Annotated in this window: 14 protein-coding genes; 9 read left to right on the top strand and 5 right to left on the bottom strand. The window is 42.7% G+C overall.

Features of this window, described 5'->3' with window-relative positions; genetic code table 11:
* Window positions 1–147 precede the first annotated feature (147 nt).
* The 8 genes from rpe (at window position 148) to C9J46_RS09545 (ending at window position 8,312) form a co-directional block, all read left to right on the top strand.
* Window positions 148–822, top strand: coding sequence for a ribulose-phosphate 3-epimerase (gene rpe, locus C9J46_RS09580; RefSeq protein WP_105061101.1), 675 nt, complete (start codon window positions 148–150; stop codon window positions 820–822).
* Window positions 822–1,508, top strand: a complete 687-nt coding sequence (locus tag C9J46_RS09575; protein ID WP_370444983.1) for a phosphoglycolate phosphatase — start codon at window positions 822–824, stop codon at window positions 1,506–1,508. Before rpe ends, C9J46_RS09575 begins: the two co-directional genes overlap by 1 nt.
* A 91-nt stretch (window positions 1,509–1,599) precedes the next feature.
* On the top strand, window positions 1,600–2,622 hold the full coding sequence (gene trpS / locus C9J46_RS09570; RefSeq protein ID WP_107247110.1) for a tryptophan--tRNA ligase: 1,023 nt from the start codon (window positions 1,600–1,602) through the stop codon (window positions 2,620–2,622).
* 113 nt (window positions 2,623–2,735) lie between these two features.
* Window positions 2,736–3,311: an aminodeoxychorismate/anthranilate synthase component II gene (locus C9J46_RS09565; RefSeq protein WP_107207501.1), complete on the top strand. Its 576-nt coding sequence runs from the start codon at window positions 2,736–2,738 to the stop codon at window positions 3,309–3,311.
* 328 nt (window positions 3,312–3,639) lie between these two features.
* Entirely contained in the window at window positions 3,640–4,860 is a 1,221-nt protein-coding gene (locus C9J46_RS09560) for an aspartate aminotransferase family protein (RefSeq protein ID WP_105061097.1), read from the top strand.
* A gap of 115 nt (window positions 4,861–4,975) precedes the next feature.
* Window positions 4,976–5,992 carry an arginine N-succinyltransferase gene (gene astA, locus C9J46_RS09555; protein ID WP_107207503.1) on the top strand — a complete coding sequence of 339 codons (1,017 nt, stop codon included), beginning with the start codon at window positions 4,976–4,978 and terminating at the stop codon, window positions 5,990–5,992.
* Window positions 5,993–6,021: 29 nt separating this feature from the next.
* A complete protein-coding gene (gene astD, locus C9J46_RS09550) occupies window positions 6,022–7,479 on the top strand; it encodes a succinylglutamate-semialdehyde dehydrogenase (protein ID WP_107290823.1) in 1,458 nt (485 codons plus the stop codon).
* 44 nt (window positions 7,480–7,523) lie between these two features.
* Entirely contained in the window at window positions 7,524–8,312 is a 789-nt protein-coding gene (locus tag C9J46_RS09545) for a DUF1338 domain-containing protein (protein ID WP_107290822.1), read from the top strand.
* 54 nt (window positions 8,313–8,366) lie between these two features.
* On the opposite strand, the gene C9J46_RS09540 is transcribed toward C9J46_RS09545, so the two are convergent.
* Both C9J46_RS09540 and crp read right to left on the bottom strand, forming a co-directional pair.
* Window positions 8,367–8,549 (bottom strand): hypothetical protein, encoded by a 183-nt coding sequence (locus tag C9J46_RS09540; protein WP_008988108.1) that lies wholly within the window; start codon window positions 8,547–8,549, stop codon window positions 8,367–8,369.
* A gap of 189 nt (window positions 8,550–8,738) precedes the next feature.
* Window positions 8,739–9,371 (bottom strand): cAMP-activated global transcriptional regulator CRP, encoded by a 633-nt coding sequence (gene crp / locus C9J46_RS09535; RefSeq protein WP_005371802.1) that lies wholly within the window; start codon window positions 9,369–9,371, stop codon window positions 8,739–8,741.
* A gap of 379 nt (window positions 9,372–9,750) precedes the next feature.
* Here crp and C9J46_RS09530 point away from each other — a divergent pair, with 379 nt between their 5' ends.
* Window positions 9,751–10,155 (top strand): OsmC family protein, encoded by a 405-nt coding sequence (locus C9J46_RS09530; RefSeq protein ID WP_107207506.1) that lies wholly within the window; start codon window positions 9,751–9,753, stop codon window positions 10,153–10,155.
* 69 nt (window positions 10,156–10,224) lie between these two features.
* Here the strand turns inward: C9J46_RS09530 and C9J46_RS09525 are convergent, their stop codons facing one another.
* From C9J46_RS09525 to C9J46_RS09515, 3 genes are all read right to left on the bottom strand, one after another.
* Window positions 10,225–11,094, bottom strand: coding sequence for a phosphoribulokinase (locus C9J46_RS09525; RefSeq protein ID WP_005371800.1), 870 nt, complete (start codon window positions 11,092–11,094; stop codon window positions 10,225–10,227).
* 181 nt (window positions 11,095–11,275) lie between these two features.
* Window positions 11,276–11,491 carry a YheU family protein gene (locus C9J46_RS09520; RefSeq protein ID WP_005371799.1) on the bottom strand — a complete coding sequence of 72 codons (216 nt, stop codon included), beginning with the start codon at window positions 11,489–11,491 and terminating at the stop codon, window positions 11,276–11,278.
* A gap of 60 nt (window positions 11,492–11,551) precedes the next feature.
* Complete coding sequence (locus C9J46_RS09515) at window positions 11,552–12,523, bottom strand: hydrolase (RefSeq protein WP_107290821.1); 972 nt, start codon at window positions 12,521–12,523, stop codon at window positions 11,552–11,554.
* Window position 12,524 lies beyond the last annotated feature (1 nt).

The raw sequence follows: 12,524 nt of genomic DNA, 5'->3' as shown, positions 1-12,524 counted from the left end.
TGTAGTGGCTTGTCTCATCATTTTGAACAACTGAAGTAATAAATAAATCCATTGGGACAATATTTCACGGTTCGGGTAGAATTATGGCAATTTATTGAGCTTGGTTTTCCAAGTATCAGGTTTTGTGTATCGAAGAGAGGCAAGTACATGAAGGACTTCTTGATTGCTCCATCTATCTTATCGGCTGATTTTGCACGTTTGGGTGAAGACGTTGACAAGGTGTTAGCTGCGGGTGCAGACGTTATTCACTTTGATGTTATGGATAATCATTACGTGCCTAATTTAACGTTTGGTGCGCCTATCTGTAAGGCTCTTCGTGACTACGGTATTACCGCACCGATTGATGTGCATTTAATGGTAAAACCGGTGGATCGCATTATTCCTGATTTTGCTAAAGCAGGCGCAACGATGATCACGTTTCATGTTGAAGCGTCAGATCATGTTGACCGTACTTTACAACTGATCAAAGAACATGGTTGTAAAGCGGGTGTGGTTTTTAATCCGGCAACGCCACTCCACCACCTTGATTACATTATGGATAAAGTCGATATGATTTTATTGATGTCAGTGAATCCAGGCTTTGGCGGTCAATCTTTTATTCCAGCAACACTTGATAAACTACGTGAAGTTCGTAAACGTATTGATGCATCAGGCCGTGATATTCGTCTTGAAATTGATGGTGGCGTGAAAGTTGATAATATTCGAGAAATTGCAGCTGCTGGCGCAGATATGTTTGTCGCGGGCTCTGCCATTTTTAATGAACCTGATTATAAAGTCGCGATAGACAAAATGCGCGCAGAATTAGCTGAGGCTAAATGCTAATGGTATTTGAAAACATCAAGTTTATAGCGTTTGATTTAGATGGCACATTACTCGATAGCGTACCTGATTTAGCAGATGCTGCTGATAAAACGATGCGTCACCTTGGACGAGAAGGCGTGACCGTAGAGCAAGTTACCACTTGGATCGGTAATGGTGCTGATATTTTAATTGGTCGCGCATTAAGCCGAAGTGTTGATGTCGATCCAACGATTGATCCAGAGCTACAAAAAGAAGCTCGCCAATTATTTGATCACTACTACGAGCTTGGCGGTCATGTAAAAAGTGCATTGTATGCCGACGTAAAAGCGACACTCGCTGCATTTCATCAAGCGGGTATGTCAATGGCGATTGTAACCAATAAACCGTCGCAATTTGTCCCGCATTTACTTGAAGAGCATGGCATCAGCGAGTATTTTGTTGATGTGATTGGTGGCGATACTTTCCCACTGAAAAAACCAGATCCTTATGCACTGCATTGGTTAATGGAAAAACACAATATTGCCGCGTCTGAGATGTTAATGGTGGGTGATTCTCGCAATGATATCTTGGCAGCAAAGGCTGCAACATGTCATTCGTTGGGTTTAACCTACGGCTATAACTACGGTCAGCCTATTGCAGAGAGTGCACCTGATGTTGTGTGCGATTACTTCAAGCAATTAGCAAATGTGGTTAAACTAGGCGACTAGTACATTCCAGTGTACACTGGCTAACAAAGTAAAAAGCGGGAGTATGCCTCTCGCTTTTCTATGAATAAGAAACTAACAGGATTGTCTGATCATGAGTAAACCCATTGTATTAAGTGGCGTACAGCCTTCTGGTGAATTAAGTATTGGTAACTACCTAGGTGCGCTGCGTCAGTGGGAACAGATGCAAGACGATTACGATTGCCAATACTGTGTGGTTGATTTGCATGCCATCACAGTACGTCAAGATCCTAAAGCGCTGCATGAAGCAACATTAGATGCATTAGCGATTTGTTTAGCGGTGGGTGTTGATCCACAAAAGAGCACGTTATTTGTTCAGTCACATGTGCCGGAGCATGCTCAACTAGGCTGGTTATTAAACTGTTACACCCAAATGGGTGAGCTAAGTCGTATGACGCAGTTTAAAGACAAATCAGCGCGTCATGCGAATGATGTAAACGTGGGCTTATTCGGTTACCCAGTATTGATGGCAGCTGATATTTTATTATATGGCGCACATCAAGTACCTGTAGGTAGCGATCAGAAGCAACACTTAGAGTTAGCTCGTGATATTGCTACACGTTTTAATAATTTGTATGGCACAGAAGAAAGTCCAATTTTCCAAATTCCTGAGCCGTACATTCCATCGGTTGGTGCGCGTGTCATGAGCCTACAAGACGCGACTAAGAAAATGTCGAAGTCTGATGATAACCGTAAGAACGTGATCACTTTGTTGGAAGATCCAAAATCGATTCTTAAGAAGGTTAACAAAGCACAAACTGATGCAGAAACACCACCACGCATTGCATTTGATACCGAGAACAAAGCAGGGATCTCAAACCTAATGGGTCTGTATTCAGGCGCAACAGGCAAGACGTATGCTGAAATTGAAGCACAATATGCAGGCGTTGAAATGTATGGCCCATTTAAGAAAGATGTCGGTGAAGCATTAGTTGCTATGCTTGAGCCAGTACAAGCTGAATACCATCGTATTCGTGCTGATCGTGCTTACCTTGATAGCGTAATGAAGCAAGGTGCTGAAAAAGCTTCTGCACGTGCGGCTGAAGTGCTGAAAAAAGCATACCAAGCGGTAGGCTTTGTTGCTCGCCCTTACTAACGAGTAACGATAGATAGATTAAGCAGGGCATTTGCTCTGCTTTTTTTATGGTTTGCGTTTCTAGTGATGTGTTGCACAATAGGGCGCAGAATAGAAAAGGTTGCTGTAGATATATGCTGTTAATTATTGATAACTATGATTCATTTACTTATAACCTGTATCAATACTTTTGTGAGTTAGGCGCTGAGGTTAAGGTTGTCCGTAATGATGAGATTGATCTCGCAGGTATTGAGTCGCTAGCACCCACCCATTTAGTCATCTCTCCTGGACCTTGTACCCCAAATGAAGCGGGTATATCACTACAAGCCATTGAATACTTCGCAGGTAAATTGCCTATTTTAGGCGTGTGCTTAGGTCATCAATCGTTAGCACAAGCTTTTGGTGGGGATGTGGTACGAGCAAGGCAAGTGATGCATGGTAAAACCTCTCCGATCAAGCATAATAATACCAGTGTATTTGAAGGGTTAAATAATCCATTAACAGTGACTCGTTATCATTCCTTAGTCGTTAAACAAGATACGCTGCCAGATTGCTTTAACATTACAGCATGGACTGAGCGTGAAGGGGAACTTGATGAAATTATGGGGATCGCTCATAAAACATTGCCGTTAGAAGGGGTGCAATTTCATCCCGAGAGTATTCTAACGGAGCAAGGGCACGCCTTATTAGCCAACTTTCTTAAGCGCTAGATTTCGAATTAAATCGCGATTTTTATTATATTCCTGTCTTAAAATCGCGATATCAACCACACATCTTCTATTTTTATATTTCCAACTCTCATTTGTTGAAATTGCAAAGCTATTCACTAGCATATTTCTCTGTGCTATTCATTTCCTGATAGGAAACACACCTTTTTGTCTTTGTTGGTTAATAAACTTGCCGAGATAACGCATAACTATGTCAGTTTTATTAAAAAAAGCATCGTTGCCAAAGAGCAAAAAAAATATTCTGCTATTGGCAAAGGTTAATAAAATGTAAATACTATGATTATAGCGTTATACACAGAAGGATAATGTGATGACTACAGAGCAAAGAGTAGAACGTAATTTATTTGATGAGGTAATGGTACCTTGTTATTCACCTATGGCTGAGATCCCAGTACGTGGCAGTGGTGCGCGAGTATGGGATCAACATGATCGTGAATATGTCGATTTTGCCGGTGGAATTGCGGTGAGTTGTCTGGGTCATTGCCATCCAATTATGGTTAATGCATTAAAAGATCAAGCCGATAAGTTATGGCATTTAAGTAATGTGTTAACTAATGAACCTGCATTGCGTTTAGCGAAAAAACTCACTGAGTTATGTTTTGCTGACAAAGTCTTTTTTGCTAACTCGGGAGCTGAAGCTAACGAAGCGGCACTGAAATTGGCTCGCCGTTATGCGGTCGATAAGTTTAGTGCTGAAAAAGATCAAATTATTGCCTTTCATCAAGGCTTTCACGGTCGTACTTTTTTCACCGTTACTGTTGGTGGGCAAGAAGCTTACTCAGATGGTTTTGGCCCTAAACCTCAAGCGGTAACGCATATTCCTTACAATGACTTATCAGCTTTAGCTGAGATTATGTCTGAGCGAACTTGTGCGGTGATGATGGAGCCATTGCAAGGTGAAGGTGGTTTGGTTAGCCCGAGCGTTGAGTTTGTTCAGGGCGTGCGTGAGTTATGTGATAAGCACCAAGCCCTATTGATATTTGATGAAGTCCAAACTGGCAATGGTCGTACCGGTGATTTTTATGCTTATCAAGGTTTAGGTGTAACACCTGATATTTTAACGACGGCTAAGTCACTGGGTGGTGGTTTCCCAATTGGCGCAATGCTTACCACAACAGCATTAGCAGAACATTTAAAAGTCGGTACTCATGGTTCAACGTATGGCGGTAATCCGTTAGCATGCGCTGTCGCAGAAGCGGTAATTAATGAAGTGAGTAAACCCGATGTTCTAGCTGGCGTGAAAGAGCGTGAACAGTGGTTCCGTGAAGGGCTGACAGCGATTAATGCTAAATACCCAATTTTTGCTGAGATCCGCGGTAAAGGTTTACTGCTGGGAGCGTCTCTCACAGAAGAGTGGCAAGGTCGTGCACGTGACATTCTTGTTCAAGCTGGCAAAGAAGGCTTAATGATGCTAGTTGCTGGTACGAGTGTTGTGCGCTTTACGCCATCGCTAGTGATTGAAAAAGCCGATGTGGATGAAGGTATGGCTCGTCTAGAACGCGCTATCGCAACACTCTATAACGCCGAGTAATTCTACTTTGCATTGCTGCTGGCAGTTGAGGAACGACTGCCAGTTATCTTATAAGACTTATTGTTATCCATCTAGTTAGTGACAATAGTCACTACCTGCATCAGGAGGGAAGTCGATGCTGGTTATTCGTCCTATCATCGCTGATGATTATTCTGCACTCATGCAGTGCGCTGAAGAATCAGGTCATGGTTTTACTTCATTACCTGTTAACGAAGAAATGCTTCGTAACCGCATTGCTCATTCAGAGCGCAGCTTTGCCAAACATGTCGTTCGCCCAGAGGATGAAGGCTACCTGATGGTCGCTGAAGATACAGATACCGGCGAGATAGCAGGCACCACAGCCATTGAAGCGGCGATTGGCTTAGAAGCCCCTTTTTATAACTATCATCTAAGTACTGTGGTTCATGCCTCGCGTCGATTAGGGGTACACAATACCGTACAGTTACTGACATTAGGTAATCACTACACCGGAGATACCGAGCTTTGCACGTTATTTTTACGTACACCATGGCGTGAAGGTTTAAATGGTCGTCTATTGTCTAAAGCGCGCTTTTTAATGATGGCAGAGCATCGTCATCGTTTCGCCGATGTGGTATTTGCTGAAATGCGCGGTGTTTCCGATGCAGAAGGGAACTCACCTTTTTGGCAATGGCTAAAAGATAACTTTTTCTCGATTGATTTTATTCATGCTGACTATCTAACGGGGATCGGAGCAAAAGGCTTTATTGCGGACTTAATGCCTAAACTTCCGATATACGTCAATTTACTGAGCAAAGAAGCCCAAGCGGTTATAGGTCAAGTTCATGACAACACGCGTCCTGCATTACGTTTGCTAGAAAATGAAGGTTTTTCATGCCGTGGTTATGTCGATATTTTTGATGCAGGCCCGACGGTTGAATGTGATGTACGTAATGTTGAAACGGTTCGCCACTCAAAGCGTTATATCGTTGAAATTAACGATCATCAAAGTGAACAGCAGTGCCTAGTGGCGAATACATCATTTACTGATTTTCGTGCGGTTGCGAGCCCACTGGAAATCAATGATAAAGCGCAAACCGTGGTTATGACGCAAGAGGTCGCTGATACTCTCATGGTTAATACCGGTGAGCCTGTGCGCTTTATTGAGCTGTAAAACTACGAATATAAAGAGGGGAGAAAAGTATGAGTCAATGGATTGCGGGTCAATGGGTTGATGGTTTAGGTGATGAGATGGCATCGCTCAACCCCTTTACTGATGAAGTGATTTGGCAAGGCCGAGCCGCGACAAGTGAGCAAGTCTCGCAAGCGGTGAATGCTGCGCGTGCAGCGTTACTTCAATGGCGTCATACTTCCCTTGTTGAGCGCCAAGCCATCGTGGAACAATTTGCCGAGTTGGTGAAGGACAATAGTGAAAAAATTGCCATTACGATAGCAGAAGAAACGGGTAAACCGTTATGGGAGACTCGAACAGAAGCAGCAGCAATGGTAGGGAAAGTGGCGATTTCGTTACGTGCTTATCATGAACGGACAGGCCAACGCGAGAAAGATATCGCAGGTACGACAGCGATTGTACGTCATAGACCATTAGGGGTGATGGCTGTATTTGGGCCCTATAATTTCCCCGGTCATTTACCCAATGGCCACATCGTACCTGCATTGCTTGCAGGTAATACGGTGGTATTCAAACCTTCTGAATTAACGCCTAAAACGGCTGAAGTTGTAATGAAACTCTGGCAACAAGCAGGATTACCTGATGGGGTTATTAATCTTGTGCAGGGAGCCCGCCCAACTGGAGAGGCACTCGCCGCTTCAAAAGATATTGATGGTTTATTATTTACGGGCAGTGCTAATACTGGGCATATTCTGCATCGCCAATTTGCAGGTCAACCGGGCAAGATGCTGGCATTAGAAATGGGGGGGAATAACCCCATGGTGATCTCCAATGCTTATGGTGATCTCAATGCTACCGTTTATACCATTTTACAATCTGCTTTTATCAGCGCAGGACAACGGTGTACTTGTGCTCGCCGACTATACTTACCCTTGGGTAGCGAAGGGGATGCGTTGTTGGCAGCTTTAGTGGAAGCAACCAAAGCGATTGTGGTCGATGGACCATTTGCCGAGCCTGCGCCGTTTATGGGGCCTCAAATCTCCCGTCAAGCCGCAGACAATATTGTGCAAACTCAACGACAATTAGTATCGCTTGGTGGCGAAGTATTGGTAGAGGCAAAGCGCGGACAGGGGGCGGTGGTTACACCTGGGATCGTTGATGTTACGAATATCGAAAATTTACCCGATGAAGAATACTTTGGCCCATTATTGCAGGTAGTGCGTTATCAAGATCTTGCTCAAGCTGTGTGTCTTGCGAACGACACCCGTTATGGCTTATCAGCCGGGCTTGTATCAACCGATGATAGTGAATGGCAATATTTTATTGATCATATTCGCGCGGGGATTGTAAATCGTAATCGCCAGTTAACGGGAGCGAGTGGAGATGCACCGTTTGGTGGCCCAGGAGCATCTGGTAATTTACGCCCAAGTGCTTACTACGCTGCTGATTATTGTGCTTACCCAATGGCATCAATGGAAGGTGAGGCAACATGCTTACCTGAGCAGTTATCTCCGGGTATTTCACTCTGAGACTAATAGGTTCACTGTATTACTTACAGTAAGGATTGTGCAGCATGGAACAATTATTTACCGCGTTATGGCAAGATTATACTCAGCGATTATGCCCTTCAGCGCTGAATATTCGGCAATTACTTACCGAAGATGCGCCACTTAGAAATGATCATATTGCGTTGCGTACCTTTGCACTACCTAAATGTGGTTTAGCAAGATTAGCGGCTCCATTTATTGCGGTAGGTTATAAACCCAAAGGTCGATATCATTTCAAAGCGAAAAAGTTATATGCAGAGCACTTTGAACATCCCGATCCTTCTGCGCCTAAAGTATTTATTAGTGAACTGCAATTAGGATTATGTTCAACAGAGTTACAAACAGAAGTACGTCAGCTTGTCGATCAAGTTGATGATGCTTATTTTGCTGATCCTGCTTTTCTTTCTCAAGGTAAACCATGGCAATTAAGCCGTGATAGTTATCAGTTTTTAAATGCAGAAAGTGAATATGCAGGGTGGGTGGCAGCGCATGGTTTTGGTGCTAATCATTTTACTGTTGATATTAATCAGCTTGAGCAATTTAATGAAATTTCTGAAGTGAACCATTTTCTCGAATCAAGTGGTTTTGACATTAATCAGGCGGGAGGTGCGGTAAAAGGCGATCCTACTGTGATGTTAGAGCAATCAGCAACCATGGCTGATAAAGTCATGGTCACGTTTTCTGATGGTGAGATGTTGGTCTCTGGCGGATTTTATGAGTTTGCTAAACGTTATTTACAGCCAGATGGTGAGATTTATACCGGATTTGTAGAAGCTTCGGCAGATAAGATCTTTGAAAGTACTTATAACTCTTGAACAGTGTAAACAATGCAATAAAAAGCAGCCAATTGGCTGCTTTTTTTAAATCTGTTAATTATCGAGGGGAGATCCCCAAATACCACTGTCTTCAACAGGACAGCGACGTAAACCTGTTTGCTGTTCTAAATAACAACGACGGTCACTAAAGCCTGTCATCTCAATAGTTGTAGGTTGAGGAGCGATAGCGCCAGGTACAGTGGTGTAGCTATTCGGGGCAAAACGTTCAATATCCATATAAAAACCAAAAAAAGATGAAGTCCATTCATTGCTTGAATTTAGCATTTAATTTGAGCAATACAAGTTAATTAATGGCATTAATGACACACTTTTTAAAGGTATTTATGGGGTGGATTATTAATCAATAAGAAATAAAAAAGCCGCAACAGTGTGCGGCTTTTTTCGTACGGTTAAAGACGTTAAAAATTAACGCGTACCGTAAACAACAATCGTCTTACCGTGAGCAGAGATTAGATTCTGCTCTTCAAGCATTTTTAGAATACGACCCACTGTTTCACGAGAACAGCCAACAATTTGACCGATTTCTTGACGAGTGATCTTAATCTGCATGCCATCAGGGTGCGTCATTGCATCTGGTTGTTTTGCAAGATTTAGCAATGTCTGTGCGATACGACCTGTAACATCTAAGAATGCCAAATCACCTACTTTCTGGCTTGTCACTTGTAGGCGACTTGCCATTTGAGCAGATAAGCGCATCAGAATATCAGGGTTAACCTGAATTAACTGACGGAATTTTTTGAATGAAATTTCTGCTACTTCACAAGGACTTTTCGCACGAACCCAAGCAGTACGCTCTTGATCTTCTTCGAATAAGCCAAGCTCACCAATAAAGTCACCTTGGTTTAGGTAAGAAAGGATCATTTCCTTACCTTCTTCATCCTTGATTAGTACAGCAACAGAACCCTTCACAATGTAGTACAACGTTTCTGCTTTCTCACCTGCGTGGATCAGCGTACTTTTCGATGGGTACTTGTGAATATGACAATGGGAAAGAAACCACTCTAAAGTTGGATCTGTTTGCGGTTTACCTGGAACCATATTACTAACTTCCTCTGCATTTGTTGCCCAACAGCATTGGTTTCTTTTCTAACTTTTATCACGAGAAAAAAAACTGCCTACTGATAGGGTATCCATTCAGCCGCTGGGCTGCAAGCTAACTTGAATAAGTTAGAGTGTATCCTTTTTCTGCGCCTTTTTCTTGATATTGATCTAGTAGATTCGTTCATTTCATATGGATAACTGTGCACAGGATCACAATGCGGCGAGATAATTTTAAGTGGTGCGATAAGTAATGATTATTACGACGATTTTTAGAGAGGAAAAAAGTTGTTATTAAGGCGGAGAATTAGGATTTACATTCATTATTTAATCAATAAGACTAGAGACAATTATTGGGCGTTTGAATAAGGATTAAGCGATGCAGTCCCGAGTAAAATGGGTAGAAGATATGACTTTTTTAGGTCAATCTAGCTCCGGTCATAGTGTAGTCATGGATGGTAATGGAGGGGATAAAGCTCCAAGTCCAATGGAATTGGTATTAATGGCGGCGGGAGGGTGTAGCTCAGTAGATGTTGTCAGTGGTTTACAATCCCAAGCGCAAAATATTGTGGGTTGTGAGGTTCTTATTTCAGCTGAGCGTCGAGAGCAAGCGCCACGTTTATTTACCGCAGCCAATTTGCATTTTATTGTTTCAGGTTTTGATTTAAATGAAACCTTAGTGGCTAACACCATTGCTGATTCTTTAGAGAAATATTGCTCTGTATGCTTGATGATTGGTGAAAAGGTTAAGTTGACTCATTCGTATGAAATCATCACTGCTTAATAATGATTGAGATGAAAAAGGTTGGTGTTTGTGCCAACCTTTTTTCTATTTATTTTCGTTTGTGCAAACTTAACTGATTTTCCCTGTATTAATCAGTTTCTCGATAAGGGGGCGCATGATCAATTCCATTGCAAAACTCATTTTTCCACCAGGGACGACAAGCGTGTTATGACGTGACATAAATGAGCCTTGGATCATGGAAAGTAAATACGGAAAATCGACATTATTTAAACCGCGAAATCGGATCACAACAAAGCTTTCATCTAAGCTTGGGATCCCTTTGGCACTCACCGGGTTTGAGGTATCAACGGTTGGTACACGTTGAAAGTTGATATGTGTGCGTGAAAATTGCGGAGTTAAATAATTTAAGTAATCGTCCATGGAGCGAACGATTGACTCCATCACCGCTTCGCGAGAGTGCCCTCGATCTCTCGTGTCACGAACAATTTTTTGGATCCACTCCAAGTTAACAATGGGTACCATGCCAATAAGAAGATCAACATGCTGTGCGACATGGATCTCGCCATCGACAACCCCACCATGTAAGCCTTCATAAAAGAGTAAATCAGTGTTTTCTGCTAACTGTTGCCACGGAGTAAACGTTCCGGGCATTTGGTTGTAGGGTACGGCTTCGTCAAATGTGTGTAGATAACGGCGAAAGCGGCCAGTGCCATCTTCACCATATTGTTTGAAAAATTGCTCTAATTGGGCAAAGTCATTGGCTTCTGAGCCAAAATAGCTGATATGTCGACCTTGCTCTTTAGCTTTGCGGATCTCAGTGTCCATTTCAGGGCGGGTATAGCGATGGAAGCTATCGCCTTCTAGCCATGCCGCATTAATGTTCATCATATTGAACATCTTTCGGAATGCTTCAGAAGTCGTCGTGGTTCCTGCTCCTGATGAACCAGTAACTGCAATAATAGGATGTTTTGCAGACATGACTAACCTTGTCGTTGTTGATTATCGAAAGATAAATGAGAAAGCAGGCAATAATAAAATTACCTGATCGGGCAACAATGCTACTACAAGTTAACAGGGATGTCGGGATTGAAAAGTGAAACTGCTAGCGGAGGCAAGTTTTGAGTCGTAACTCTCTGGGCACGACTCACATTAATAAAACTTATTGCAACTGATTGCGTAATTTTATGTCGACAGATTCATGCAATTCAGAAAATACAATCACAGCATCACCGGATTTCAGTTGCTGCATCACGTAATTCACTTTGTTTTCTAAGCTCATTTCAACTTCACCGTAATCAGTGCCTTCACGTAGCACAAATTGTTCAATCAGGTTAGTCAGTGTTTCTGGGGCGATATCTTGCCAAGGAATGATCATTTTATATCTCGTCGACTGCGTTACTGATACGCGCAGTATATGATAAAAATATCACTAGCCCTATTGAGGAGTGGTGAGTTTGGTTTTAAACCATGTTGGAACGCTGTGTTCGAGCCAAAACGTCGGTTTAAAAATAGAACCACTAACGAACCCAACATGGCCACCTTTTTCATATAAGTTGTAGTCGATATTACTCGGCAATGGTTGTGATGGGATCACCGATTCGGTCATGAACGGATCGTCTTTGGCATGGATAATCCGCAGTGGTGTACTGATCAAGTTGAGCTGTTGAAGGCCACTACAACGTTGATAATAATCGTCAGCATCAATAAAACCATGGAGAGGAGCGGTAATGTGCTGATCAAATTGCCATACCGTATTTATCGCAGCTAATTGCTGGTGGGTGATGGGCATTTTATCTTGATGAAGTGTTATTCGTTTTGCCATTGTGCGCTTCATCGAGTTGAGTAGATATTGCTGATAGATCTTAGAAAAACCTTGTTGAATACGTGCCGAGCATGAGGCTAAATTTAATGGGGGAGACACCGCTTGAGCGGCAACGAGATCACTGTCGTCACCATATTTTGCAAGATAGTTAATCAGCATATTACCGCCAAGGGATACTCCCACTGCGATAAAAGGCCGTAGGGGGAATTGCTCACGTAACCATGTAATGAAAAAGCGTGCATCACTGACTTCACCTGAGTGATAACCTCTAGGTTGACGGTTTAGCTCACCGCTGCAGCCTCTAAAATGCATCATAACCCCAAGCCAACCTTGTTGTTTTGCAGCATATAATAGTCCATTGGCATACGGACTATGGAAGCTGCCTTCTAAACCATGGAATAGGATCATTAATGGTTTGCTATCGTCTGTAGGAGCTTCTGTCCAAGCGAGATCAAGAAAGTCATCATCAGGCGTGGTCAGTCGTTGCGTCACAGGTGTGAATAGTGGCTGGCGACGAACAAATCGCGGTAATAAGGTTTGAATGTGTGGATTTTGTAACCCTGATGCTGGCGTAAATTGAGACATG

Source organism: Photobacterium sp. GB-36 (genome assembly GCF_003026135.1).
Taxonomy (GTDB): Bacteria; Pseudomonadota; Gammaproteobacteria; order Enterobacterales; family Vibrionaceae; genus Photobacterium.
Note: the sequence above shows the minus strand (reverse complement) of the source record. Positions and strands in the feature narration are given on the sequence as shown.

Excerpts from the sequence above, each read along its gene's own strand:
- rpe (WP_105061101.1), top strand. The coding sequence starts at position 148 with ATGAAGGACTTCTTGATTGCTCCATCTATCTTATCGGCTGATTTTGCA.
- C9J46_RS09575 (WP_370444983.1), top strand. The coding sequence starts at position 822 with ATGGTATTTGAAAACATCAAGTTTATAGCGTTTGATTTAGATGGCACA.
- trpS (WP_107247110.1), top strand. The coding sequence starts at position 1,600 with ATGAGTAAACCCATTGTATTAAGTGGCGTACAGCCTTCTGGTGAATTA.
- C9J46_RS09565 (WP_107207501.1), top strand. The coding sequence starts at position 2,736 with ATGCTGTTAATTATTGATAACTATGATTCATTTACTTATAACCTGTAT.
- C9J46_RS09560 (WP_105061097.1), top strand. The coding sequence starts at position 3,640 with ATGACTACAGAGCAAAGAGTAGAACGTAATTTATTTGATGAGGTAATG.
- astA (WP_107207503.1), top strand. The coding sequence starts at position 4,976 with ATGCTGGTTATTCGTCCTATCATCGCTGATGATTATTCTGCACTCATG.
- astD (WP_107290823.1), top strand. The coding sequence starts at position 6,022 with ATGAGTCAATGGATTGCGGGTCAATGGGTTGATGGTTTAGGTGATGAG.
- C9J46_RS09545 (WP_107290822.1), top strand. The coding sequence starts at position 7,524 with ATGGAACAATTATTTACCGCGTTATGGCAAGATTATACTCAGCGATTA.
- C9J46_RS09540 (WP_008988108.1), bottom strand. The coding sequence starts at position 8,549 with ATGGATATTGAACGTTTTGCCCCGAATAGCTACACCACTGTACCTGGC.
- crp (WP_005371802.1), bottom strand. The coding sequence starts at position 9,371 with ATGGTTCCAGGTAAACCGCAAACAGATCCAACTTTAGAGTGGTTTCTT.
- C9J46_RS09530 (WP_107207506.1), top strand. The coding sequence starts at position 9,751 with ATGCAGTCCCGAGTAAAATGGGTAGAAGATATGACTTTTTTAGGTCAA.
- C9J46_RS09525 (WP_005371800.1), bottom strand. The coding sequence starts at position 11,094 with ATGTCTGCAAAACATCCTATTATTGCAGTTACTGGTTCATCAGGAGCA.
- C9J46_RS09520 (WP_005371799.1), bottom strand. The coding sequence starts at position 11,491 with ATGATCATTCCTTGGCAAGATATCGCCCCAGAAACACTGACTAACCTG.
- C9J46_RS09515 (WP_107290821.1), bottom strand. The coding sequence starts at position 12,523 with ATGTCTCAATTTACGCCAGCATCAGGGTTACAAAATCCACACATTCAA.